Here is a 24,972-nt window from a genome sequence, read left to right on the forward strand (position 1 = left end):
CTCTCCATTGCAGTCTGGAGAGAATTATTGGTCTTAGCGTCGGGAATTACGTTGCAGTAATCCGTCATCGATATGGAGAAAACTGTTACAGGAAGGAAAGTGTGAAGCAGATAACAATGCGCCGTGCCCGTCGCTCGAGGACGGACACGGCGTGACGAGATGTATTATTGTGCTTTTACGACGCCGGCGCTTTTCTGTTTAAACAGATAGCCAACGCCGAGAACGGCAATCCATACCGGTATCAGCCACACCGAAATCGCCATCCCCGGGGTCATCAGCATGATGGCCAGTACCGCGATCATAAACAGCAGGCATACCCAGTTACCCAGCGGGTAGAACAGCGCCGGGAAACGCGTTTTCACGCCTTCCTGCTGCTTGGCGCGACGGAATTTGATATGCGCGAGGCTAATCATCGCCCAGTTAATCACCAGCGCGGAGACCACCAGCGCCATCAGCAGTCCGAACGCCGATTCCGGCGCCAGATAGTTGATCAGCACGCACAGCGCGGTGACCACGGCGGATACCAGAATGGTGTTGACCGGTACGCCGCGCTTATCGAGAGTCAGCAGCGCTTTCGGCGCATTGCCCTGCTGCGCCAGGCCGAATAGCATACGGCTATTACAGTATACGCAGCTGTTGTAAACCGAGAGCGCGGCGGTCAGCACCACGATGTTGAGGGCGTTTGCCACCAGCGTGTCGCCGAGTTCGTGGAAGATCAGGACGAACGGGCTGGTATCGGCGGTGACGCGCGTCCACGGCAGCAGCGAGAGCAGCACGGCCAGGGAGCCTACATAGAAAATAAGGATACGGTAGATAACCTGGTTGGTGGCTTTCGGGATGCTCTTTTCCGGGTTGTCCGCTTCCGCCGCGGTGATCCCCACCAGTTCCAGACCGCCGAAGGAGAACATAATGATCGCCATCATCATCACCAGCCCGGAGAAACCGTGCGGCAGGAAACCGCCCTGATCCCACAAGTTTCTGACCGTAGCCTGCGGGCCGCCGTTGCCGCTGAACAACAGCCAGGCGCCGAACAGAATCATGGCCACTACCGCGACGACTTTAATAATCGCGAACCAGAATTCCATTTCGCCGAACACTTTTACGTTGGTCAGGTTAATGGCGTTAATGGCGATGAAGAAGACCGCTGCCGAGGCCCAGGTAGGGATTTCCGGCCACCAGAACTGGATGTATTTACCGACGGCGGTTAGCTCCGCCATGGCGACAAGCACATACAGCACCCAATAGTTCCAGCCGGAGGCAAAGCCGGCAAAGCCGCCCCAGTATTTATAAGCAAAATGGCTGAATGAACCGGCTACCGGTTCTTCGACGACCATTTCGCCGAGTTGGCGCATGATCAGGAAGGCGATAAACCCGGCGATAGCGTAGCCGAGAATAATACCAGGACCTGCAGATTGAATCACTGACGCACTTCCCAGGAATAAGCCCGTACCGATAGCGCCTCCTAGCGCAATGAGCTGTATATGGCGGTTCTTCAAGCCGCGCTTGAGTCGATCGCCATGCTGTTGACCTTCCATCATGAAACCTCGTGTGTGGTTATTATGTTTATACGCTTCATCCTTCAGGTTGCTGCTTTGCTGTCCGTCTCTGCCAAATAGCATAGTTAGCTAATTTCAAGGCGTTTGAGGCCAGTTTTTACCCGAGTGACGCAACGCACACATTGTTGTGTTTGTGTAATTATGAAATTCCATTTTTGTATTGATTTCTTTACGGAAAGCAAAGCGGAAATTCCCTCAAAGACCTTTCGCCTGATGCAGAATAATGGTAAGGGCGTGCGAATGCACCTGCTTTATGAAGGGATGATGACGGAACGAACAAAAAGACACCGTTTGTCATTTTTTCTTACCACCGTCGCCGCTACCCTTTATTGGTTATCTATTCACTTTATTGGTTTATAAATGCACTTTTTCGCTTCTTGAATCGGTTCAGAAAGCGTAATTTTTCGTTTATATAAAGTTAATGCTACCCCTTGCTGGGTAAATGTAAGTTTTGTGCAAGGTTACATTTCTGAAACGTTATTTCTGTAAGGTTGTTAAAAAAGGCCAGGTTTACTGATTTCAATCAAAACCTGTATGGACAGGAGGTGAATACTTTGTTACTTTAGCGCTACGAACTTTAAATTGGTAAGACCAATTGACTCCGGGCGAATGGCAGAGACAGGGAATATGGCCTACAGCAAGATCCGCCAACCAAAACTTTCTGATGTGATAGAGCAGCAGCTGGAGTTTCTGATTCTTGAGGGGACGTTGCGCCCCGGTGAAAAACTCCCGCCTGAACGCGAACTGGCAAAACAGTTCGACGTTTCCCGTCCCTCGCTCCGTGAGGCGATTCAACGCCTCGAAGCCAAGGGCCTGTTGCTTCGTCGCCAGGGCGGTGGAACCTTTGTACAAAGCAGCCTGTGGCAGAGCTTTAGCGACCCGTTGGTCGAGCTCCTGTCCGACCACCCTGAATCCCAATTCGATTTGCTGGAAACCCGTCACGCGCTGGAAGGCATCGCGGCTTATTACGCGGCGCTGCGCAGCAATGATGAAGATCGCGACCGTATTCGCGAGCTGCATCAAGCCATTGAGCGGGCCCAACAGTCCGGCGATCTCGACGCCGAATCCGGCGCTGTCGTCCAGTACCAAATCGCCGTCACCGAAGCGGCGCACAATGTGGTGTTGCTCCATCTGCTAAGGTGTATGGAGCCGATGCTGGCACAAAACGTTCGTCAGAACTTTGAATTGCTGTATGCCCGCCGGGAAATGCTCCCGTTGGTCAGCAACCATCGTACTCGCATTTTCGAGGCGATAATGGCCGGGGAGCCGGAGCAGGCGCGTGAGGCGTCGCACCGTCACCTGGCGTTCATTGAGGAAATTTTGCTGGATCGTAGCCGTGAACAGAGTCGTAGAGAACGTTCACTGCGTCGTTTACAGCAACGAAAGGACGAGAACTCCGGTTCTTAAGCGCCATTTTTTAGAGCGCGGCAACTAAACGCAGAACCTGTCTTATTGAATTCTTGGTTGTTCATCAGAGTGAAACGCTAAAGAGTTCAATGGGACAGGTTCCAGTTAAATCAACGATTAGATAGATAAGGAATACCCCCATGTCAGAACGTTTCCAGAATGACGTGGATCCGATCGAAACTCGCGACTGGCAACAGGCGATCGAATCGGTCATCCGTGAAGAAGGTGTTGAGCGTGCTCAGTATCTGATCGACCAGCTTCTTTCTGAGGCCCGCAAAGGCGGCGTGAAAGTAGCGGCCGGTGCGGCAGCGCATAATTACGTCAACACTATTGCCGTTGAAGATGAACCGGAATACCCGGGCAATCTGGAGCTGGAACGCCGTATTCGTTCAGCGATCCGTTGGAACGCCATCATGACCGTTCTGCGCGCATCGAAGAAAGATCTGGAGCTGGGTGGCCACATGGCATCCTACCAGTCTTCCGCTACCTTCTACGAAGTTTGCTTCAACCACTTCTTCCGTGCGCGCACTGAGAAAGACGGCGGCGATCTGGTTTACTTCCAGGGCCACATCTCTCCGGGCGTATATGCACGTGCCTTCCTGGAAGGTCGTCTGACTGAAGAGCAGATGAACAACTTCCGTCAGGAAGTTCACGGTAATGGTCTGTCCTCTTATCCGCACCCGAAACTGATGCCGGAATTCTGGCAGTTCCCGACCGTATCGATGGGTCTGGGGCCGTTGGGCGCTATCTATCAGGCTAAATTCCTGAAATATCTGGAACACCGTGGTCTGAAAGACACCTCTGCGCAAACCGTTTACGCCTTCCTGGGCGATGGCGAGATGGATGAGCCGGAATCTAAAGGCGCTATCACCATCGCGACCCGTGAAAAACTGGATAACCTGGTCTTCGTCATCAACTGCAACCTGCAGCGTCTGGACGGCCCGGTCACCGGTAACGGTAAAATCATTAACGAACTGGAAGGCATCTTCGGTGGTGCTGGCTGGAACGTTATCAAGGTTATCTGGGGCGGTCGTTGGGATGAGCTGCTGCGTAAAGACACCAGCGGTAAGCTGATTCAGCTGATGAACGAAACCGTTGACGGCGACTACCAGACCTTCAAATCCAAAGACGGCGCCTACGTTCGTGAGCACTTCTTCGGTAAATATCCGGAAACCGCCGCGCTGGTTGCCGACTGGACTGACGAGCAGATCTGGGCCCTGAACCGTGGTGGTCACGATCCGAAGAAAGTCTACGCTGCACTGAAAAAAGCGCAGGAAACCAAAGGCCAGCCGACCGTGATTCTGGCGCATACCATTAAAGGTTATGGTATGGGCGACACCGCGGAAGGTAAAAACATCGCGCACCAAGTTAAGAAAATGAACATGGACGGCGTTCGCTACGTCCGCGATCGTTTCAACGTGCCGGTGGCTGATGCCGATATCGAAAAACTGCCGTACGTGACCTTCCCGGAAGGTTCCGAAGAGCACACTTACCTGCACGCTCAACGTGAAAAGCTGAACGGCTACCTGCCGACTCGTCAGCCGAAATTCACTGAGAAACTGGAGCTGCCGACCCTGGCCGACTTCAGCGCGCTGCTGGAAGAGCAAAACAAAGAAATCTCTACCACTATCGCTTTCGTTCGTGCCCTGAACGTGATGCTGAAGAACAAGTCGATCAAAGATCGTCTGGTGCCGATCATCGCCGATGAAGCGCGTACTTTCGGTATGGAAGGTCTGTTCCGTCAAATCGGTATCTACAGCCCGAACGGCCAGCAGTACACCCCGCAGGACCGTGAGCAGGTTGCATACTACAAAGAAGACGAGAAAGGCCAGATTCTGCAGGAAGGTATTAACGAGCTGGGCGCAGGCGCATCCTGGCTGGCTGCTGCGACCTCCTACAGCACCAACGACCTGCCGATGATTCCGTTCTACATCTACTACTCGATGTTCGGCTTCCAGCGTATCGGCGATCTGTGCTGGGCGGCAGGCGATCAGCAGGCTCGCGGCTTCCTGATCGGCGGTACTTCTGGTCGTACTACGCTGAACGGCGAAGGTCTGCAGCACGAAGATGGTCACAGCCACATTCAGTCGCTGACTATCCCGAACTGCATCTCCTACGACCCGTCTTACGCGTACGAAGTCGCTGTCATCATGCATGACGGTCTGGTACGTATGTACGGCGAAGCGCAAGAGAACGTTTACTACTACATCACTACGCTGAACGAAAACTACCACATGCCGGCCATGCCGGAAGGCGCCGAGGAAGGTATCCGTAAAGGTATCTACAAACTCGAAACCCTCGAAGGTAGCAAAGGTAAAGTTCAGCTGCTGGGCTCTGGTTCTATCCTGCGTCACGTTCGTGAAGCAGCGCAGATCCTGGCGAAAGACTACGGCGTGGGTTCTGACGTGTATAGCGTCACCTCCTTCACCGAACTGGCGCGTGATGGCCAGGATTGCGAACGCTGGAACATGCTGCACCCGCTGGAGACTCCGCGCGTACCGTACATCGCTCAGGTGATGAACGACGCTCCGGCTGTGGCATCCACTGACTATATGAAACTGTTCGCCGAGCAGGTTCGTACTTACGTACCGGCTGATGATTACCGCGTACTGGGTACCGATGGCTTCGGTCGTTCCGACAGCCGTGAAAACCTGCGTCACCACTTCGAAGTCGATGCTTCCTATGTGGTCGTTGCGGCGCTGGGCGAACTGGCTAAACGTGGTGAAATCGATAAGAAAGTCGTGGCTGACGCCATTGCTAAATTCGACATCGATGCAGAAAAAGTTAACCCGCGTCTGGCGTAAGAGGTAAGAGAATAATGGCTATCGAAATCAAAGTACCGGACATCGGGGCTGATGAAGTTGAAATCACCGAGATCCTGGTCAAAGTTGGCGACAAAGTTGAAGCTGAACAGTCGCTGATCACCGTAGAAGGCGACAAGGCCTCTATGGAAGTTCCGTCTCCGCAGGCTGGCGTCGTGAAAGAGATTAAAGTCTCCGTCGGCGACAAAACCGAGACTGGCAAACTGATCATGATTTTCGATTCCGCCGAGGGTGCAGCAGCCGCTGCACCTGCGCAGGAAGAGAAAGCAGCTGCTCCGGCACCGGCAGCAGCGCCGGCGGCAAGCGCAGCGAAAGAAGTTCACGTACCGGATATCGGCGGCGATGAAGTTGAAGTCACCGAGATCATGGTTAAAGTGGGCGACACCATCGCCGCTGAGCAATCCCTGATCACCGTCGAAGGCGACAAAGCTTCTATGGAAGTTCCGGCGCCGTTCGCGGGTACCGTAAAAGAGATCAAAATCAACACCGGCGACAAAGTGTCCACCGGCTCCCTGATCATGATCTTCGAAGTGGCGGGCGCTGCGCCTGCAGCCGCTCCGGCACAGGCTGCCGCTCCGGCTGCCGCGGCACCGGCTGCTGCAGCTGGCGTGAAGGATGTTAACGTACCGGATATCGGCGGCGACGAAGTTGAAGTCACCGAAGTGATGGTAAAAGTCGGCGATAAAGTTGCCGCTGAGCAGTCACTGATCACCGTCGAAGGCGACAAAGCTTCTATGGAAGTTCCGGCGCCGTTCGCGGGTACCGTAAAAGAGATCAAAATCAGCACCGGCGACAAAGTGTCTACCGGCTCTCTGATCATGGTCTTCGAAGTGGAAGGCGCCGCGCCTGCTGCTGCTCCAGCTCAGGCTGCTGCACCGGCACCGGCACCGGCTGCTGCACCGGCACCGGCACCGGCTGCTGCACCGGCACCGGCTCAGAAAGCTGCCGCGCCGGCTGCGAAAGCAGAAGGTAAAACCGAATTCGCTGAAAACGAAGCTTACGTTCACGCGACTCCGCTGATTCGCCGCCTGGCGCGCGAGTTCGGCGTAAACCTGGCGAAAGTGAAAGGGACTGGCCGTAAAGGTCGTATCCTGCGCGAAGACGTTCAGGCTTACGTGAAAGAAGCGGTTAAACGCGCTGAATCCGCACCGGCTGCTGCCGCAGGCGGCGGTCTGCCGGGCATGCTGCCATGGCCGAAAGTTGACTTCAGCAAGTTTGGCGAAATCGAAGAAGTGGAACTGGGTCGTATCCAGAAAATCTCTGGCGCTAACCTGAGCCGTAACTGGGTGATGATCCCGCACGTTACGCACTTCGACAAAACCGATATCACCGATCTGGAAGCGTTCCGTAAGCAGCAGAATGCCGAAGCTGAGAAGCGCAAACTGGATGTGAAATTCACCCCAGTGGTCTTCATCATGAAAGCCGTTGCCGCTGCGCTTGAGCAGATGCCGCGCTTCAACAGCTCGCTGTCCGAAGACGGTCAGCGTCTGACGCTGAAGAAATACATCAACATCGGTGTGGCGGTTGATACTCCGAACGGTCTGGTGGTTCCGGTCTTTAAAGACGTGAACAAGAAGAGCATCACCGAGCTGTCTCGCGAACTGACCACCATCTCGAAGAAAGCGCGCGATGGCAAGCTGACTGCTGGCGAAATGCAGGGCGGTTGCTTCACCATCTCCAGCATCGGCGGCCTGGGTACCACCCACTTCGCGCCGATTGTTAACGCGCCGGAAGTGGCCATCCTGGGCGTGTCTAAGTCCGCGATGGAGCCGGTATGGAATGGTAAAGAGTTCGTTCCGCGTCTGATGATGCCGATCTCTCTGTCCTTCGACCACCGCGTCATCGACGGTGCTGATGGTGCCCGTTTCATTACCATCATCAACAACACCTTGAGCGACATTCGCCGCCTGGTGATGTAAGCGAAAAAGCCGGCCTGACGGCCGGCTTTTTTCTGATAACCTCAGGCTGTTGAGGATTATCAGCAACAAAGGACAAAATCGTTTGCCGTTTGTTGTTTAAAAATTGTTAACAATTTTGTAAAATACACGCGGATAGAACGTCCCGGTGGACTTGGGCGTAATAATAAAAGCGTCAGACCCGCCGGATATAAATTACAGAGGTCATGATGAGTACTGAAATCAAAACTCAGGTCGTGGTACTTGGGGCAGGTCCTGCAGGCTACTCTGCAGCCTTCCGTTGCGCTGATTTAGGTCTGGAAACCGTCATCGTAGAACGTTACAGCTCCCTGGGCGGCGTTTGCCTGAACGTGGGGTGTATCCCTTCTAAAGCACTACTGCACGTTGCTAAAGTTATCGAAGAAGCGAAAGCGCTGGCCGAACACGGCATCGTTTTCGGCGAACCGAAAACCGACATTGACAAGATCCGCACCTGGAAAGAAAAAGTCATCACTCAGCTGACCGGTGGTCTGGCTGGCATGGCCAAAGGTCGTAAAGTGAAGGTGGTTAATGGTCTGGGTAAATTCACCGGCGCTAACACCCTGGAAGTTGAAGGCGAAAACGGCAAAACCGTGATTAACTTCGACAACGCGATCATCGCGGCGGGCTCCCGTCCGATTCAACTGCCGTTTATCCCGCATGAAGACCCGCGCGTTTGGGATTCCACCGACGCTCTGGAACTGAAATCTGTACCGAAACGCATGCTGGTTATGGGCGGCGGTATCATCGGTCTGGAAATGGGTACCGTATACCATGCGCTGGGTTCAGAGATTGACGTGGTTGAAATGTTCGACCAGGTTATCCCGGCTGCCGACAAAGACGTGGTTAAAGTCTTCACCAAACGTATCAGCAAGAAATTCAACCTGATGCTGGAAACCAAAGTAACTGCCGTTGAAGCAAAAGAAGACGGTATTTACGTTTCCATGGAAGGTAAAAAAGCCCCGGCGGAAGCGCAGCGTTACGACGCGGTGCTGGTGGCTATCGGCCGCGTGCCGAACGGTAAAAACCTCGACGCAGGCAAAGCCGGCGTGGAAGTTGACGATCGCGGCTTCATTCGCGTTGACAAACAAATGCGCACCAACGTGCCGCACATCTTTGCTATCGGCGATATCGTCGGCCAGCCGATGCTGGCGCACAAAGGCGTACACGAAGGTCACGTTGCCGCAGAAGTTATCTCCGGCCTGAAACACTACTTCGATCCGAAAGTTATCCCGTCTATCGCCTACACCGAGCCAGAAGTGGCATGGGTTGGCCTGACTGAGAAAGAAGCGAAAGAGAAAGGCATCAGCTACGAAACCGCCACCTTCCCGTGGGCTGCTTCCGGCCGTGCTATCGCTTCCGACTGCGCAGACGGTATGACCAAACTGATCTTCGACAAAGAGACCCACCGTGTTATCGGCGGCGCGATTGTCGGCACCAACGGCGGCGAGCTGCTGGGTGAAATCGGTCTGGCTATCGAAATGGGCTGCGACGCGGAAGACATCGCGCTGACTATCCACGCTCACCCGACTCTGCACGAGTCCGTTGGCCTGGCGGCAGAAGTCTTTGAAGGTAGCATTACCGACCTGCCAAACGCGAAAGCGAAGAAAAAGTAACTTTTTCTTTCGGGTAAAATGCATAAGCGGCTCTCAGAGCCGCTTTTTTTATCGCTAATGTTTAGAACTATGTCCGTGTTCACAAACCGCTACACCTCATACATACTTTGAAAATAGTCACTCAGTAAACTAATAGGCAGTTAATTATGTATCTGAGGTGTGAGATGAAACGCTTGTTAACCACGGCGCTGTTAGCGACGACATTAGTTTCCGGTATGGCCTGTGCGGCCGATGCGGTCATTCCCTGGGCTGCGAACAGCGGCGGCACTGAAAATAGCCATATTGCGGCGATGGGCCAGGATCTGAATGCGCAGCATCAGTTGGTGACGAAAACTACTGAAGGGGTGTGGGCGGCGAATTCCGGGAGCATCAGCTCGGATGAAGCGGCGCTGACCAGTCAGAAACCTGCTTTTGCCGGTTATCCGGAGCTGATGCCGCACCAGGGCTAAGCACCAGAGAGTGCCCGGTTGCTATCGCGCAACCGGGCATTTTTTTATTGATTGACCGCCTGCCATCCGGCTGCAGAATCGGGGGCAAAATGCGTAATTGCCTGTGCTTTCGTCGCGCTCTCTTCGCCCAGGTTCGCCTGCCAGACCTTATCGTTCTGATCGATCATAAAGCTCATCACCCCGGTTTCTCCCCACTCTACCGGCCATGCCAGTAAAGCGACGCCTTGATTATCGTTATCGGCGATAATGCGGAAGCGGTAGCCATGATACCCGGCGCCGGGCTCCGTCGGGCTGAATGCCGGCCCCAGCGGGCTTGGCGTTTCACCCGGCGAGGTAGGCCAGTACAGGCCATCTTTTTTGCCTTCGCTGCTGATGATTTTTTGTGCCCAGCGATGATTCATTTGATAGTAATCCTGCTGGGCATCAACGTAGGCGTGCATGGCGGCAATTGCCGACAGTTCATTGCGGCCGATGGCGCGTGTGAGAATTTCATCTTCCCCGGCCGCCATATCAAAACGCCAGCCCTGTTCATCTTTGACAATGGGAATCGGCAACCGCCACGCTTCGCTACCGACATCGAGCCAGGCGCTGTTACCCTGCTGGACAATGACGTGTTTCACCTGCCAGTCGCGCTGAAAGCGGTCGACGGCATTGGGATCAATACCATCGGTGGGTAAAAAGTGCTGCCAGTTATCGCCGAGCAGATTATTGAGCGCGGCTTTATCACGATGATTGAGCGCATCGGCCAGCGCGCTTGCCGCTTTCTCCGGCGTGGGGAACGGTTGCTGGGCGAAGGCGGCGAGCGGCGACAGCATTAGCGTGAATAGGGCGATCTGTAATGGTTTTCTCATCTGCTCATCCTCAGCGACGACGCAATTCATGATGTTCGGAAAGACGCTCTCTGGCGGCGCCGCGCTGTTCGCTGCTCAAGCCGGAAATATTGCGGCTTTGCAGCCCGCGCGCCTGCTGCGATTGCCAGGAGGGGGAGCGACTTTCGTTGCCGCTTAAGGCATTGGCGCGTGCCGTGCTCACCGCTTGCTGACGTTGGGCCGGCGTCGCGGAATGAATCTGCTGACGGCGCTGTTGTTGCTGAGGCGTAGGATTTTGCACGTGGCTTTTCACGGCGTCGCGATGCTGTTGCTGCTGCGGCGTTGGATGTTGCAGCTGCGTTTTCGCCGCTTCGCGACGCTGCTGTTTGGCAGGCGTCGGCGTGCTGTCGTAGCCACGGTAGCTGCTGCGCTGGGTGGCCTGCTTCAATTGTTGAGAAGCCGCCTGACGCTGCGCATCGCGAGAGGCATTATTAGCCGCCAGCTTGCCTGCGCTGGCGGCAGGCGCGTTGGGATGCTGGAGCTGCGTCATCGCCGCTTGCCGTTGAGCGTTGCGATCGACCGGCGCGTGTTGGGTCGCGCTGAGTCCGCCGGGCACATTGGTCTGATGATAGCGCTGGGCGACATTATTATTCGGATAAGGCACGTTGCCGCGATAGGCGGGGTTATGCTGCCAGTTAACATGGTTACCCGGCAGATTCTGCCCGGTAATGCGGTTGAAATTATTCACATTAATATTGATGTTATCGCCATTGTGCTGGTAGCCGCCGTGATGGTAATCGTCATCATGATGATGGTAATCATCGTCATCATCCCAGTCGATGCTGCTGAAAAGTGCCCAGGTAGTGGCGACGCCAAGGCTGTAACCAAAACCTTTGACGAAGCTATCGGTGAACTGCTCTCCCGGAGGCGGCGGCAGATAGACCGGGGGATAGGCGCTATTCGGCCAACTGCCGTAGACGGTCGAAGGGTTATAGCTCGGAACGTATACCACTTGCGGGTTAGTCGGTTCAATTTTGATAATCTGCGAAGGCGCTGGCGATGCGGTTGAGCTTGTCGAGGATGATACCGTGCTATTGCTATTCGATGACCTCGAAGAGGCGGGTGCCGAGGCCGTGACGGTCACTTTCTGTTGCGGCGTGGATTTCAATGTCCCGGTTTGTTGGGCAATGGCGCGCAGACGCTGTACGGAATCCATCACATCGTGCGGCTGGGCTAAAAATGCGTCGCCAAGGTTTTCCACCCACGGCGGATTTTCGCCCATCATTGCCAGCAGGGCGGGAAAAGCGACGAGGGATTTGACGCTCGGATCCCACGGTTGGCTGGCAACGGCCTGAACGGCCGCGTCGCCTTTCATCGATGGGTTATCCTGCGACCACTGCACCGCCTGCATAACGTTGTCCGGATAGGTGGAGGCCATCAATACCTGCGAGAGCAAACTATCCGGGTAGAGCGCGATTGGCGCGACCCATTGGTCGATTTGCGCCTGGGTATAGGTGGCCGCGACCGGTTGTCCCGCCGCCGGTGCAGTCGGGGATGCTGGTGCTGGTTCCGTTGTGGGCTGCGCCGTCACCGGCGCTTCAGCGATAGTCTCTGGAGTACGGCTTTTAACATATAGCGTTCCCGCCGCCGCGAGTAAGCCTGCGCTGCAGAGCAGGGCGATAATATGGGGTTTGAACGGTAGTGACATGGAAGCTCCTGACACAGAAATGTTACCCATCTCGCTCAAGTATCGGCGAAAACGGTACGTTACGGGAGTATATGAAGACGATATTGTTTTTTTTGATTTTTGTTGGGATCCTGACATTAAATCTGTAACAGAAATAAATTTATCTACCAGCATTTGAACAGAAAGCCTGCAATATCCTGCCCTTAACGATTCAGCTAAATTTTAATGTTGCTTTTTTGTAAACAGATTAACACCCTTCAAAAATCCTGCTATGCTGCCGTCGCGGTATCGGGCATTTACCCTACAAACTGCTGTCTCACAGGAGCGTGAAGAAAATCGCCTACCGCATTTTACAATGAGAGCGAGGAGAACCGTCGTGCTAGAAGAATACCGTAAGCACGTAGCTGAGCGTGCAGCCATGGGGATTGTTGCCAAACCCTTAGACGCAACCCAAATGGCCGCGCTGGTAGAACTGCTGAAAAACCCGCCAGCGGGTGAAGATGAATTCCTGTTAGATCTGCTTACCAACCGTGTACCGCCGGGCGTCGATGAAGCCGCCTATGTTAAAGCCGGATTCCTTGCCGCTATCGCCAAAGGCGAAGCGACCTCCCCACTGGTTACCCCTGAAAAAGCCGTTGAACTGCTGGGCACCATGCAGGGCGGTTACAATATTCACCCCCTGATTGAAGCGCTGGACGATGCCAAACTGGCGCCGATTGCCGCGAAAGCGCTGTCCCATACCCTGCTGATGTTCGATAACTTCTATGACGTAGAAGAGAAAGCCAAAGCGGGTAATGAGTACGCTAAACAGGTTATGCAATCCTGGGCTGATGCCGAGTGGTTCCTGAACCGTCCGCAACTGGCGGAAAAAATCACCGTTACCGTCTTCAAAGTTACCGGCGAAACCAATACCGATGACTTGTCTCCGGCGCCTGATGCCTGGTCCCGTCCGGATATCCCACTGCACGCTCTGGCGATGCTGAAGAACGCTCGCGAAGGAATTGAACCGGATCAGCCGGGCGCGGTCGGTCCGATTAAACAAATTGAAGCGCTGCAGCAGAAAGGCTTCCCGCTGGCCTACGTTGGCGACGTTGTCGGTACCGGTTCTTCGCGTAAATCCGCCACCAACTCGGTGCTGTGGTTCATGGGCGACGATATCCCGAACGTACCGAACAAGCGCGGCGGCGGCCTGTGCCTGGGCGGCAAAATCGCGCCTATCTTCTTCAACACCATGGAAGATGCGGGCGCGCTGCCTATTGAAGTGGACGTGAGCAACCTCAACATGGGCGACGTCATTGACGTTTACCCGTTCAAAGGTGAAGTGCGTAACCACGAAACCAACGAGCTGTTGGCAAGCTTCGAACTGAAAACCGATGTACTGATCGACGAAGTGCGCGCCGGTGGCCGTATTCCGCTGATCATCGGTCGCGGCCTGACGACCAAAGCGCGCGAAGCGCTGGGTCTGCCGCACAGCGATGTCTTCCGTCATGCGAAAGACGTAGCGGAAAGCAACCGCGGCTTCTCTCTGGCGCAGAAAATGGTTGGCCGCGCCTGCGGCGTTGCCGGTATCCGTCCGGGCGCTTATTGCGAGCCGAAAATGACCTCCGTCGGTTCTCAGGACACCACCGGTCCAATGACCCGCGATGAGCTGAAAGACCTGGCGTGCCTGGGCTTCTCCGCTGACCTGGTGATGCAGTCCTTCTGTCACACCGCAGCTTATCCGAAGCCGGTTGACGTCACCACGCACCACACTCTGCCGGACTTCATCATGAACCGCGGCGGTGTTTCACTGCGTCCGGGCGATGGCGTTATCCACTCCTGGTTGAACCGTATGCTGCTGCCGGATACCGTCGGTACCGGCGGTGATTCCCATACCCGTTTCCCGATTGGTATCTCCTTCCCGGCGGGCTCTGGTCTGGTGGCCTTCGCCGCCGCGACCGGCGTGATGCCGCTGGATATGCCGGAATCAGTACTGGTGCGCTTCAAAGGTAAAATGCAACCGGGCATTACCCTGCGCGATCTGGTTCACGCCATCCCGCTGTATGCTATCAAGCAGGGCCTGCTGACCGTTGAGAAGAAAGGGAAGAAAAACATCTTCTCTGGCCGCATCCTTGAAATCGAAGGTCTGCCGGATCTGAAAGTCGAGCAGGCATTTGAACTGACCGATGCTTCCGCCGAGCGTTCTGCTGCTGGTTGTACCATCAAGCTGAACAAAGAGCCGATCGTTGAGTATCTGAACTCCAACATCGTCCTGCTGAAGTGGATGATCGCAGAAGGTTACGGCGATCGTCGTACGCTGGAGCGCCGTATCCAGGGCATGGAAAAATGGCTGGCGGATCCGCAACTGCTGGAAGCCGACGCTGATGCGGAATACGCGGCAGTGATCGACATCGATCTGGCGGATATCAAAGAGCCAATTCTGTGTGCGCCGAACGATCCGGACGATGCGCGTCTGCTGTCGGACGTACAGGGTGAGAAGATCGACGAAGTGTTTATCGGTTCCTGCATGACCAACATTGGCCACTTCCGTGCTGCAGGTAAGCTGCTGGACAGCCATAAAGGCCAACTGCCTACTCGCCTGTGGGTGGCGCCGCCAACCCGTATGGATGCCGCGCAGCTGACTGAAGAAGGCTACTACAGCGTGTTTGGTAAAAGCGGCGCGCGTATCGAAATCCCTGGCTGTTCCCTGTGTATGGGCAACCAGGCGCGCGTGGCTGACGGCGCGACGGTCGTGTCGACCTCTACCCGTAACTTCCCGAACCGTTTAGGTACCGGCGCCAACGTCTATCTGGCCTCTGCCGAACTGGCGGCGGTCGCTTCTCTGCTGGGCAAACTGCCGACGCCGGAAGAGTACCAGACCTTCGTCGCTCAGGTTGATAAGACGGCGGAAGATACCTATCGCTATCTGAACTTTAACCAGCTGGATCAGTACACTGAAAAAGCTGATGGCGTGATTTTCCAGACCGCTGTGTAATCCGTTCGGTCAGCCTGGCTGACCGTTTGGCTACAAACTCTCCAATGCCCGCTGAACATTGCATCAGCGGGCATTTTTATTTTTAAACCTCCCACCCGTTGCGCTTTTTTTCTTCCTGTCTGCTGCGATAATTAGGTTATGGGTACAGTGCAGCGGTGACGCATTGCCCTTGCAGAGGAAAAGATTATGGATTACGAATTTCTGCGCGATATTACCGGTGTGGTAAAGGTGCGAATGTCGATGGACCACGAGGCGATTGGTCACTGGTTCAACGAAGAGGTGAAAGATAACCTGGCCCTTCTGGATGAAGTGGAACAGGCAGCGCGCACCGTGAAAGGCAGTGAACGTTCCTGGCAGCGGGCCGGCCATGAATATACGTTGTGGCTGGATGGCGAAGAAGTGATGATCCGCGCCAACCAACTGGAATTTTCCGGCGATGAAATGGAAGAGGGGATGAACTACTACGACGAAGAGAGCCTCTCTCTTTGCGGCGTGGAGGATTTCCTGCAGGTGGTTGCCGCATACCGTGAATTTATGCAGCAGCGTTAATGATTCGTTTTGTGCCGGGCGGCGCGGAACCGTAGGCCCGGCATGCAAAAGCGCCGCCGGGCATTTCAGGCATTACACCGCAGGTATATTGCGGGCGTAATAAATTTCCCGCATCTCTTTCCACAGCAGGTCGGTAATCACCTTGCGCTCTTGCTCGCTTAACTCTTCCGGTTTGGTGTGGAACATGTAGTGTTTCAGATCGAACTCTTTCAGCATCATTTTGGTATGGAACATATTTTCCTGATAGACGTTCACGTCCACCATGTCATACAGCGACTTCATATCTTCTGACATGAAGTTCTGAATAGAGTTGATTTCATGATCGATAAAATGCTTCATGCCATTGATATCACGGGTGAAACCACGCACGCGATAATCAATGGTTACGATATCGGATTCCAGTTGGTGAATCAGGTAGTTCAGCGCCTTCAGCGGTGAAATCACGCCGCAGGTGGAGACTTCAATATCGGCGCGGAAGGTGCACAGACCGCCTTCCGGATGACTTTCCGGATAGGTATGCACGCAGATGTGGCTTTTATCGAGATGTGCGACCACGGTCTCAGGCAGCGGGCCCGGATGCTCGCTCTGATCGATAAGCTGCGGGTCGATAGGCTCTTCGCTAACCAAAATGGTGACGCTTGCGCCCTGCGGTTCATAATCCTGGCGTGCGATGTTGAGTATGTTGGCGCCAATGATTGAACAGGTCTCGGAGAGGATCTCCGTCAGGCGATTGGCATTATAGAGTTCATCGATATAGGCGATATAGCCATCGCGCTCTTCGGCGGTTTTAGCGTAGCAGATATCGTATATACAAAAACTCAGGCTTTTAGTCAGGTTGTTGAAGCCGTGCAGCTTAAGCTTTTTCAATTTGGTTCACCTCCTCGTTTCAGGTTAGCTGGCGGACAGCGCATCCAGCAGGTACTGCGGTAGCGCGAAAGCCGCGGTATGAATTGCCGGGTTGTAATAACGGCATTTCAGCCCGGCGCTATGGAAGCGGGCCTGAATAATTTCCGTCGACAAATGACGCAGGGCTTCATTATCGGTCGCCCAGGCAAAGGTCATGATGCCGCCATAGTAGGTCGGGATCGCTGCCTGATAGAAGCTGACATCGTTGAAGTAATGGCTGAGTTTGCGATGACTACCGACCGCTTCATCCTGCTGCAGGAAGCTTACGCCGTTCTGAGCAACGAAAATTCCGCCGGGGTTCAGGCAACGTTTACAACCGGCATAAAACGCCGAGGTAAACAGGCTCTCACCGGGGCCAATCGGGTCGGTACAGTCGGAGATAATGACATCAAAGGTTTGTGACGTTTGGTTGACGAAGTTCACGCCGTCATCGATCACCAGCGTAAAGCGCGGGTCGTCATAGGCGCCGGCGTTATGGTTTGGGAGATACTGACGACAGAACGAGACCACCCCGGCGTCGATTTCCACCATGGTAATGGTTTCGATATGTTGATGGCGGGAGACTTCGCGCAGCATCGCGCCATCGCCGCCGCCAATGATCAGCACGTGCTTTGCGTGACCATGGGCCAGCAGCGGAACGTGGGTCATCATTTCATGATAAATAAACTCATCGCGCTCGGTGGTTTGCACCACGCCATCAAGCGCCATCACGCGGCCAAATGCCGCATTTTCGAAGATGATTAAATCCTGATGATCGGTCTTCTCATGGTACAGCACGTTATCAACGGTAAAATATTGACCAAAATGGTCGTGCAGCGTCTCATGCCACTGATTACTCTCGGCCATGGCTTACTCCTCCTTTGTTAACTTCTGTCGCGCCCGCAAAGCGGGCACCACATCATAGCCAACTATAGGTAGAGATTGATATGGCGAATAGTAAACCATCTGTAGTTTGGCGGAACTCTCGCTTAGCGTGAGGCTTTCGGCGCAGATGCTTTAGGCTGTTGGTCGCTGTTGGGCCTGGCGTCAACAATTCGCACGGTATACACCATCGTCGAGCCAGGCGGAATTTTTCCAGGGATTCCTTTGCTGCCGTAGGCCCGCTCCGGTGGAACAACAATAGTGATGGCGCCATGGTTATTCAGGCGTTTAAGCGGTTCGCGGAAGGTCGCGGGATACTGACTTAGCGCCTGTGACCAGACCTTATCTTCGGCTTCCATATCGTTTATCACGGTACCGTCGATCAAGCTTTCTTTGATAACGACGGTGACGATATCGTTATCAGCGACCTTACCTTTACCGGGGTAGTCTATACGGCTGTAAATACCCGCTTTAAGCGCTACGCCTTTCTGCGCGGCAAATTGCTGTTGATACTTTTTGCCTTCGCGGAGAGTGTGTTGCTCAAGCTTATCAATGTTCTTGTATAACCGCTGCGAGACGTCGAAAAGCGCCTTATTGCGCGCTTGTTCATCCAGCGCCGGCTTACCGGCAAAAACATCGTTAATGCCCTTAAGAACGGTTTCCTGTTGCAGGTTTAACCCCTTAGCGGCCTGGCTGGACAGCGTTTTAAGCGCATCTTGCCCTATCGACACGCCAACCGAATATGCCTGCTGCTGTGGAGCGCTGCTGAGGTTTAGCGTGGGTGCTTTGGCTGTCGTGGCGGCGGTGGTTTTTACGCCGGCGAGTTCGGCGCTCAGTTTCTGCTGCTCCGCCATTGCCGTAGCCAGCTTATCGCTCAGCGCCTGCTTGTCTGTCTCCAGCGCGTTGAGCTTTACCTTTTGCGCCTGCAGAGCGGCGGCAGAGCGTTTGAGATTATCCGCGGCGTCGACTTTTTCCTGCTGGACGGTATGGACTTGCTGAACAAGCCGTTTGTTTTCCGTGTCCAAAGCAGCGATCCGGCGCTGGAGCTGTTCGATAGTGTTATTCAACGTTGCATTATCTACCGTCGCTGGCATCCTGGCGGGAGGTGGCGATTTGAGCTGTGCCTGTAGTTGGCGGATGGTCTTATCTTTGTCGGCGATGAGAATTTTTTGCGCGGCCAGTTTTTTGTGCAGCGCTGCCGTGTTGTTCTCGCGGGCTCTGGAGGGTTTACTGACCTCCGGTGCCGGAGGTATCTCTTTCTTCTCTTTTTTCTCCTGCTGCTGGACATAGTTGAGAAACGCAGGCGCGCCGTCATCCGCGTGCGCATGACTAATAAAAAGGGACGCCAGCAAAATGAAGGCCAGCGTCAATATATTAAGGCGATTTATCATGGCGCCTGTCACTTCACCGCATTATCGCCGCGCATGACCAGGCTATCGATCAGCGACTTTTCAATATCGGCGCAAAGCTTAATGGATTTAAATTGATACATGGAATCGATGCCCTGACGGGTTGGGTCGGCGACTTTCGTACGCACCGAGTTATATTGCGACGCCGCGCCTATCAGGGCGGTGAATTCACTACCCAGTCTTGAAGCTTCTTTCGGATTGACTTCTTTTAACGAATCCAACGCCTGGCGGCAGGCATTAAGTCGCTCCTGCTCAGCGGCCAGCCGCAGCTTTTCATTCGCCTGCGCGTCGGTGGCGATGGCGATTGGTGGCGTTATGGGAGCGTTAGCCTGACGATGCGCCTGGCAGCCAGCTAACATGAGAACAGTGAACGGAAGTAAGCGAAAAACAGGTGAGATATTCAAAATGTCATTCCATTGCAATAAGAGAGGTTGCAGGCGATTTTAATTAGCCAGCAGGTCTTTGCAATAAACGATGAGTTGAATTGTTTACTCTCGAATGTGATTTTTACAGATAAATTAAGCTTACAGTTAATTAATAAAAACAGAGAATAACCGAGAGCATGAAATAAAAATATTGTTTAATGAATTCATGTTTAGTCAATATTAACGGAGATGGGAAGTCAGAAATCTACAGAGACAGCCGCATCGCCGCGGCTGCAGATAGGCTTACTTCACATAGGCCAGCAGGCTAAGGGAGTCACGCGCCAGAGCTTTGCACTTTTTGGCGGTCGGGATTTTGATACCGCTGAGATCGCGATAGCTGTCCTCACCTAATGCTTTCATATTAAAGCTATCGTAGTTGCTGAGATCCCATTGGTTTTGCTGGGCAAAAAAGACCAGCGCGCGGCGAATTTGCGTATTTGGCAAATTTTGATAGCCGCAATCGTTTTTCAGGAACACAAATACCGCCGTTAAATCAGCCATATCTTCCGCTTCGGACTCGTTTAATGCATAGCTATTGGCGGAGAGGGCGAGCAGGCTGCCAAACAGCATTGTTCTGAAAAACGTCTTCATTTTTTCTACCATTGAAACACGGACAATCAAAGTTAGCATACTTCTTTACACCACGCAGAGCTTTATTCACAAGCTTCTGCTTGACCTTCCCGTTGCGGGAGGGTTTAAGCTTAAATATTCACCAGCAGAATAAAAGGATGTGAAAATGCAACGTCGTGAGTTTATCAAATTAGGCGCCGCGCTTGGCGCGGTCAGCGCCTTACCGCTCTGGAGCCGTTCGGTATTCGCTGCCGGCCGTCCGGCTTTGCCGGTTCCGGATTTATTGACCGCCGACGCGCGCAATCGCATTACGCTGACGATTCAAGCCGGAAAGACGCAGTTTGGCCCGCATCTTGCGACGACCTGGGGCTATAACGGCAACCTCCTCGGCCCCGCGTTGAAGCTGAAGCAAGGTGAAGCGGTAACGGTAGATATTCATAACCGCCTGGCGGAGGAGACCACGGTCCACTGGCACGGACTGGAAGTGCCTGGCGAAGTCGATGGCGGTCCGCAGGGCGTCATCGCCGCAGGAGCCTCAAGGACGGTGAAATTTACGCCGACGCAGCGAGCGGCAACCTGCTGGTTCCATCCTCATCAGCATGGTAAAACCGGCCGTCAGGTCGCGATGGGGCTGGCGGGTTTGGTGCTGATTGAAGATGTCGAAAGCGGGCAATTACTGCTACCGAAGCAGTGGGGAATTGATGATATTCCGGTGATCGTGCAGGACAAAAGATTCAATGCCAATGGCGAAATAGATTATCAGCTCGATATCATGAGCGCCGCCGTTGGCTGGTTTGGCGATACCCTGTTGACGAACGGCGCGCTGTATCCCGAACACGCTCCGCCGCGCGGTTGGCTGCGCCTGCGTCTGCTTAATGGCTGTAATGCCCGCTCGCTGAATTTCGCTACCAGCGATCGCCGCCCAATGTACGTAGTAGCAAGCGACGGCGGCCTGTTGGCGGAACCGGTCAAAGTGAGCGAACTGCCGGTGCTGATGGGCGAACGATTTGAGGTGTTGATTGATACCCGCGATGGGAAGGCATTTGATCTGCTGACGCTGCCGGTGAGCCAGATGGGGATGGCGATTGCGCCATTTGATAAACCGCAACCGGTGCTCCGTATACAGCCGCTATTGATCCCGGCCTCCGGTAAGTTACCCGATACTTTGGCGGCGATGCCTGCGCTGCCCTCACTGGAGGGGCTGACGCAGCGCACGCTGCAGCTGTCGATGGATCCTATGCTCGACATGATGGGAATGCAGGCGTTGATGAAGAAATATGGCGGCCAGGCGATGTCCGGTATGAACCATGGGATGATGATGGACCATGGTGACATGGGCAATATGAATCATGGCCAGATGGAGACTATGAACCACGGCGGCGGCATGGCGCATGGAACCTCATCAGGAAAGGGCTTCGATTTCCATAACGCCAACCGCATCAACGGCAAAGCCTTTGATATGAATGTGCCGATGTTTGCCGCGGCCCGAGGTCAGTACGAGCGCTGGCTGATCTCCGGCAAGGGCGACATGATGTTGCATCCTTTCCATATTCATGGCACGCAATTCCGTATTCTGAGTGAAAATGGCCAGGCGCCGGCGGCGCATCGTCGCGGCTGGAAGGATACGGTAAGAGTGGAGGGCGGGGTGAGTGAAGTGCTGGTGAAGTTCGATCATCAGGCGCCAAAGGAGTTTGCCTATATGGCGCACTGTCATCTGCTGGAGCATGAAGATACCGGGATGATGTTGGGGTTCACCGTTTAGGGCTATGCGACCTGCCGCCTTCTCCTGTGAGGGGGCAAATAAAAAAACGGCAACTTTCGTTGCCGTTTTGCATTTTACTTCGCGTCATCCGGTAGCGCGTAGGCAACGATGTAGTCACCCATCTTGGTACCGAACGAGCCATGACCGCCTGCAGAGATGACAACGTACTGCTTGCCATTCACTTCATAGGTCATCGGCGTCGCCTGGCCACCTGCCGGCAGACGCGCCTGCCACAGTTTTTCGCCATTGCTCATGTTGTAAGCGCGCAGGTAGTTATCGGCGGTGGCGGCGATAAACAGCACGTTACCGGCGGTTGAGATCGGACCGCCCAGCATCGGCATACCCATATTGAACGGCAGCGGGACAGGCAGCGGGAACGGCAGACTATCCTGCGGCGTCCCGATGCGTTTTTTCCACACCACTTCATTGGTCTTCAGATCCAGCGCCGAGATATAACCCCATGCCGGTTGTTTACACGGCAGGCCAAACGGCGACAGGAACGGGTTCAGGGTGACGCCGAACGGGACGCCATACTGCGGCTGAACGCCGGACTCGGTACCAGAGCCTTTCGCGTCTTTTGGCGGTTCCATCGGGTTGCCCGGGCCGCGCGGGATTAATTTAGAGACGAACGGCAGCGCCATCGGGTTGGCGATAGCCACCTGACGGTTTGGATCGACGGAGATACCGCCCCATTCAAACATCCCCAGGTTACCAGGGAACACCAGCGTGCCCTGTTCAGACGGCGGAGTGAAGATACCTTCATAGCGCATCTGATGGAAGATAACGCGGCACACCAGCTGGTCAAACATGGTGGCGCCCCACATGTCTGCGCCGGTCAGGTCTTTCTTCGGACGGAAACTCAGCTCGGAGAACGGCTGGGTTTTAGCGACATAATCGCCTTTCGCCGCACCTTGCGGAACCGGTTTTTCCGGCGCCGGGACCACCAGTTCGCCATTACGGCGATCCAGCACGAAGATGTTGCCGGTCTTGGCCGGAGCGTAAATCACCGGTACGGTTTTACCGTTCACATCAATGTCGGCCAGCGTCGGCTGCGACGGCATATCCATATCCCACAGATCGTGGTGTACGGTTTGGTAGCTCCACGCCAGTTTCCCGGTGGTTGCGTTCAGCGCCACGATAGAGCTGGCGTAACGTTCCTGTTCCGGCGTGCGGTTGCCGCCCCAGATATCCGGGGTGGTAACGCCCATCGGCAGATAGACTAAATCCAGCTTCGCGTCATAGGCGGCAGGCGCCCAGGAGTTAGGTGAATTGAGTGTGAAGTGATGCTCATCGCTCGGGATCGCATTAGGGTCTTTCGCGCCCGGGTCAAAGGCCCACAGCAGTTTACCGGTATTCACATCAAAGCCGCGGATAACGCCTGATGGCTCGCGGGTTGAGAAGTTATCGGTTACCGCGCCGGCAATGACGATAGTCTTATCAGTGATAATCGGCGGCGACGTCGGTTCATACATACCCGGCGTGGTTACCGGCATATTGGTTTGCAGGTTGAGAATGCCTTTGTTGGCAAAGGTTTCGCACAGCTTACCGTTGTCGGCGTTCACCGCGAACAGACGGCCATCGTTGACCGGCAGAATAATACGGCGCGGGCAGTCGGCGACGACGTCGGCAGGGGCGTTATCCGCTTTCGCTTCATGATAGGAGACGCCACGGCAGGTCACGTGCTGGAACGACGGATCGGCGTTCAGCTGCGGGTCAAAATGCCACTTCTCTTTACCGGTGGCCGCGTCAAGCGCGAACAGACGCTGGTGCGCGGTACACAGATACAGCGTGTCGCCAACTTTAATCGGCGTCACTTCGTTAGTGATTTCACCCGGATCGTTCGGCTGCTTCAGGTCGCCGGTGCGGAATACCCAGGCTTCTTTCAGGTTCTTCACGTTGTCGGCGTTAATTTGCTTCAGCGGCGAATAACGCTGGCCTTCCTGGTTACGGCCATAGGCCGGCCAGTCGCTATCTGCGACGGTAGAAATCGGCGCGGCCGGCGTCGCGTCAGCGCTCAGCGTACCGTTCACTTCCTGCGGGTCGTTGAAACCGGCCCAGGTCAGGATCCCGCCGCTAATCAGCAGGGCGATAACCAGACCGCCAACGGCGCCGGCGGAAGGGACCGGCAGCCGACGCCAGACAAATGGCAGAATCAGCCAGATGCCAAAGAAGACCAGGATGTCGCTACGCGGCGTCAGCGCCCAGAAGTCGAAACCGACTTCCCATACCCCCCAAATCATGGTTGCCAGCAGCAGGGCGGCATACAGCCACAGCGCTGAGCGCTTGCCGCGGAACAGCATGATGGTGACGGCCAGCATCACCAGGCCTGCGATAGGGTAGTACCATGAACCGCCGATAGCGGCCAGCCATACCCCACCGATTAACAGATACAGGCCACAGAAGGCGGCAAATAGCGCCGTCAGCGTGACGAGTAACCGTGATTGTTGAGATTTTGTTTCTGCCATAGAAAGACACTCTTCAGTTGTTAATTTTTTAACTGCAATTAATTATAGGATTTAACAACTGTGATCGGAATCACAAATATGGCTTTATTATTCACTGCACCGAAGATTTCGTTTTGCTGGTATACTGTATCGCTTGCCGGTCAACGTCGATGTGAAAGCAACGGCTTTGAAGATTTATCCTAAGAATCAAATGGTTAGTTTAATGAAACATACTGTAGAAGTGATGATCCCGGAAGCCGAGATCAAAGCGCGTATCGCCGAACTGGGTCGTCAAATTAATGAACGCTATAAAGACAGCGGCAGCGAAATGGTGCTGGTGGGTCTGCTGCGCGGTTCATTTATGTTTATGGCTGACCTGTGCCGTGAGGTTCAGGTGCCGCATGAAGTCGACTTTATGACCGCCTCCAGCTATGGCAGCGGCATGTCCACCACCCGCGATGTCAAAATCCTTAAAGACCTGGATGAAGATATTCGCGGTAAAGACGTATTGATCGTCGAAGACATCATCGATTCCGGCAACACCCTGTCTAAAGTGCGCGAAATCCTCAGCCTGCGCGAGCCGAAATCGCTGGCTATCTGTACGCTGCTGGATAAACCAAGCCGTCGTGAAGTGAACGTCCCGGTGGAGTTTGTCGGTTTTGCGATTCCGGATGAGTTCGTGGTGGGCTACGGCATCGACTACGCTCAGCGCTATCGCCACCTGCCGTACGTCGGTAAAGTTATCCTGCTGGACGAGTAATTATTGTTGCGGTCCCGGATAGGGTGAGCGCC

Annotated in this window: 19 protein-coding genes; 10 read left to right on the forward strand and 9 right to left on the reverse strand. The window is 54.5% G+C overall.

The features are described 5' to 3' along the window. Positions 1–164: 164 nt before the first annotated feature. Complete coding sequence (gene aroP, locus PGR10_RS19085) at positions 165–1,538, reverse strand: aromatic amino acid transporter AroP (RefSeq protein ID WP_430923945.1); 1,374 nt, start codon at positions 1,536–1,538, stop codon at positions 165–167. A gap of 645 nt (positions 1,539–2,183) precedes the next feature. Between aroP and pdhR the strand changes: the two genes are divergently transcribed. The 5 genes from pdhR to PGR10_RS19110 all read left to right on the forward strand — a co-directional run bounded on the left by pdhR (position 2,184) and on the right by PGR10_RS19110 (position 9,784). Then, positions 2,184–2,963: a pyruvate dehydrogenase complex transcriptional repressor PdhR gene (gene pdhR / locus PGR10_RS19090; protein WP_015368223.1), complete on the forward strand. Its 780-nt coding sequence runs from the start codon at positions 2,184–2,186 to the stop codon at positions 2,961–2,963. Between the two features lie 140 nt (positions 2,964–3,103). Continuing rightward, positions 3,104–5,767, forward strand: a complete 2,664-nt coding sequence (gene aceE, locus PGR10_RS19095; RefSeq protein WP_015368222.1) for a pyruvate dehydrogenase (acetyl-transferring), homodimeric type — start codon at positions 3,104–3,106, stop codon at positions 5,765–5,767. 14 nt (positions 5,768–5,781) lie between these two features. Then, positions 5,782–7,704: a pyruvate dehydrogenase complex dihydrolipoyllysine-residue acetyltransferase gene (aceF, locus tag PGR10_RS19100; protein WP_430923946.1), complete on the forward strand. Its 1,923-nt coding sequence runs from the start codon at positions 5,782–5,784 to the stop codon at positions 7,702–7,704. A 206-nt stretch (positions 7,705–7,910) separates the two neighbouring features. Beyond that, positions 7,911–9,335, forward strand: coding sequence for a dihydrolipoyl dehydrogenase (gene lpdA / locus PGR10_RS19105; protein WP_015368220.1), 1,425 nt, complete (start codon positions 7,911–7,913; stop codon positions 9,333–9,335). Between the two features lie 164 nt (positions 9,336–9,499). Beyond that, positions 9,500–9,784: a hypothetical protein gene (locus tag PGR10_RS19110; RefSeq protein ID WP_087860872.1), complete on the forward strand. Its 285-nt coding sequence runs from the start codon at positions 9,500–9,502 to the stop codon at positions 9,782–9,784. 44 nt (positions 9,785–9,828) lie between these two features. On the opposite strand, the gene PGR10_RS19115 is transcribed toward PGR10_RS19110, so the two are convergent. Then, on the reverse strand, positions 9,829–10,635 hold the full coding sequence (locus tag PGR10_RS19115) for a DUF2950 family protein (protein ID WP_430923948.1): 807 nt from the start codon (positions 10,633–10,635) through the stop codon (positions 9,829–9,831). A 10-nt stretch (positions 10,636–10,645) separates the two neighbouring features. Further along, a complete protein-coding gene (locus tag PGR10_RS19120; RefSeq protein ID WP_430923949.1) occupies positions 10,646–12,301 on the reverse strand; it encodes a DUF3300 domain-containing protein in 1,656 nt (551 codons plus the stop codon). Positions 12,302–12,656: 355 nt separating this feature from the next. Here PGR10_RS19120 and acnB point away from each other — a divergent pair, with 355 nt between their 5' ends. Further along, positions 12,657–15,254, forward strand: a complete 2,598-nt coding sequence (acnB, locus tag PGR10_RS19125) for a bifunctional aconitate hydratase 2/2-methylisocitrate dehydratase (RefSeq protein ID WP_072201386.1) — start codon at positions 12,657–12,659, stop codon at positions 15,252–15,254. A 186-nt stretch (positions 15,255–15,440) separates the two neighbouring features. Then, positions 15,441–15,803: a protein YacL gene (gene yacL / locus PGR10_RS19130; RefSeq protein WP_015368214.1), complete on the forward strand. Its 363-nt coding sequence runs from the start codon at positions 15,441–15,443 to the stop codon at positions 15,801–15,803. Between the two features lie 72 nt (positions 15,804–15,875). Here yacL and speD read toward each other — a convergent pair whose 3' ends face one another. The 5 genes from speD to PGR10_RS19155 form a co-directional block, all read right to left on the reverse strand. Further along, on the reverse strand, positions 15,876–16,670 hold the full coding sequence (gene speD / locus PGR10_RS19135; protein WP_015368213.1) for an adenosylmethionine decarboxylase: 795 nt from the start codon (positions 16,668–16,670) through the stop codon (positions 15,876–15,878). A gap of 24 nt (positions 16,671–16,694) precedes the next feature. Further along, positions 16,695–17,555 carry a polyamine aminopropyltransferase gene (gene speE, locus PGR10_RS19140; protein WP_087860869.1) on the reverse strand — a complete coding sequence of 287 codons (861 nt, stop codon included), beginning with the start codon at positions 17,553–17,555 and terminating at the stop codon, positions 16,695–16,697. Between the two features lie 122 nt (positions 17,556–17,677). Next, positions 17,678–18,961, reverse strand: a complete 1,284-nt coding sequence (locus PGR10_RS19145; protein WP_430923951.1) for an FKBP-type peptidyl-prolyl cis-trans isomerase N-terminal domain-containing protein — start codon at positions 18,959–18,961, stop codon at positions 17,678–17,680. 8 nt (positions 18,962–18,969) lie between these two features. Further along, entirely contained in the window at positions 18,970–19,383 is a 414-nt protein-coding gene (locus PGR10_RS19150) for a hypothetical protein (protein WP_430923953.1), read from the reverse strand. Between the two features lie 264 nt (positions 19,384–19,647). After that, the gene (locus tag PGR10_RS19155; protein ID WP_087860926.1) at positions 19,648–19,995 is read right to left on the reverse strand and encodes a YacC family pilotin-like protein; all 348 of its coding nucleotides are present in this window, start codon (positions 19,993–19,995) and stop codon (positions 19,648–19,650) included. A gap of 145 nt (positions 19,996–20,140) precedes the next feature. Here PGR10_RS19155 and cueO point away from each other — a divergent pair, with 145 nt between their 5' ends. Then, the gene (gene cueO / locus PGR10_RS19160; protein ID WP_430923954.1) at positions 20,141–21,736 is read left to right on the forward strand and encodes a multicopper oxidase CueO; all 1,596 of its coding nucleotides are present in this window, start codon (positions 20,141–20,143) and stop codon (positions 21,734–21,736) included. 74 nt (positions 21,737–21,810) lie between these two features. Here cueO and PGR10_RS19165 read toward each other — a convergent pair whose 3' ends face one another. After that, the gene (locus PGR10_RS19165; RefSeq protein WP_430923955.1) at positions 21,811–24,201 is read right to left on the reverse strand and encodes a glucose/quinate/shikimate family membrane-bound PQQ-dependent dehydrogenase; all 2,391 of its coding nucleotides are present in this window, start codon (positions 24,199–24,201) and stop codon (positions 21,811–21,813) included. Between the two features lie 78 nt (positions 24,202–24,279). Between PGR10_RS19165 and PGR10_RS19170 the strand changes: the two genes are divergently transcribed. Together PGR10_RS19170 and hpt are read left to right on the forward strand one after the other, a co-directional pair. After that, positions 24,280–24,384 (forward strand): hypothetical protein, encoded by a 105-nt coding sequence (locus PGR10_RS19170; protein WP_370429761.1) that lies wholly within the window; start codon positions 24,280–24,282, stop codon positions 24,382–24,384. Between the two features lie 19 nt (positions 24,385–24,403). Further along, positions 24,404–24,940: a hypoxanthine phosphoribosyltransferase gene (gene hpt, locus PGR10_RS19175; protein ID WP_015368206.1), complete on the forward strand. Its 537-nt coding sequence runs from the start codon at positions 24,404–24,406 to the stop codon at positions 24,938–24,940. The last annotated feature ends 32 nt before the right edge of the window (positions 24,941–24,972 follow it).

The sequence above is a fragment of the Klebsiella sp. 141198 genome (assembly GCF_050600785.1).
Classification (GTDB): Bacteria; Pseudomonadota; Gammaproteobacteria; order Enterobacterales; family Enterobacteriaceae; genus Klebsiella; species Klebsiella aerogenes.

Bases quoted from the DNA above. Each gene is read 5' to 3' on its own strand.
- aroP (WP_430923945.1), bottom strand. From the start codon at position 1,538: ATGATGGAAGGTCAACAGCATGGCGATCGACTCAAGCGCGGCTTGAAG.
- pdhR (WP_015368223.1), top strand. From the start codon at position 2,184: ATGGCCTACAGCAAGATCCGCCAACCAAAACTTTCTGATGTGATAGAG.
- aceE (WP_015368222.1), top strand. From the start codon at position 3,104: ATGTCAGAACGTTTCCAGAATGACGTGGATCCGATCGAAACTCGCGAC.
- aceF (WP_430923946.1), top strand. From the start codon at position 5,782: ATGGCTATCGAAATCAAAGTACCGGACATCGGGGCTGATGAAGTTGAA.
- lpdA (WP_015368220.1), top strand. From the start codon at position 7,911: ATGAGTACTGAAATCAAAACTCAGGTCGTGGTACTTGGGGCAGGTCCT.
- PGR10_RS19110 (WP_087860872.1), top strand. From the start codon at position 9,500: ATGAAACGCTTGTTAACCACGGCGCTGTTAGCGACGACATTAGTTTCC.
- PGR10_RS19115 (WP_430923948.1), bottom strand. From the start codon at position 10,635: ATGAGAAAACCATTACAGATCGCCCTATTCACGCTAATGCTGTCGCCG.
- PGR10_RS19120 (WP_430923949.1), bottom strand. From the start codon at position 12,301: ATGTCACTACCGTTCAAACCCCATATTATCGCCCTGCTCTGCAGCGCA.
- yacL (WP_015368214.1), top strand. From the start codon at position 15,441: ATGGATTACGAATTTCTGCGCGATATTACCGGTGTGGTAAAGGTGCGA.
- speE (WP_087860869.1), bottom strand. From the start codon at position 17,555: ATGGCCGAGAGTAATCAGTGGCATGAGACGCTGCACGACCATTTTGGT.
- PGR10_RS19145 (WP_430923951.1), bottom strand. From the start codon at position 18,961: ATGATAAATCGCCTTAATATATTGACGCTGGCCTTCATTTTGCTGGCG.
- PGR10_RS19155 (WP_087860926.1), bottom strand. From the start codon at position 19,995: ATGAAGACGTTTTTCAGAACAATGCTGTTTGGCAGCCTGCTCGCCCTC.
- cueO (WP_430923954.1), top strand. From the start codon at position 20,141: ATGCAACGTCGTGAGTTTATCAAATTAGGCGCCGCGCTTGGCGCGGTC.
- PGR10_RS19165 (WP_430923955.1), bottom strand. From the start codon at position 24,201: ATGGCAGAAACAAAATCTCAACAATCACGGTTACTCGTCACGCTGACG.
- PGR10_RS19170 (WP_370429761.1), top strand. From the start codon at position 24,280: ATGGCTTTATTATTCACTGCACCGAAGATTTCGTTTTGCTGGTATACT.
- hpt (WP_015368206.1), top strand. From the start codon at position 24,404: ATGAAACATACTGTAGAAGTGATGATCCCGGAAGCCGAGATCAAAGCG.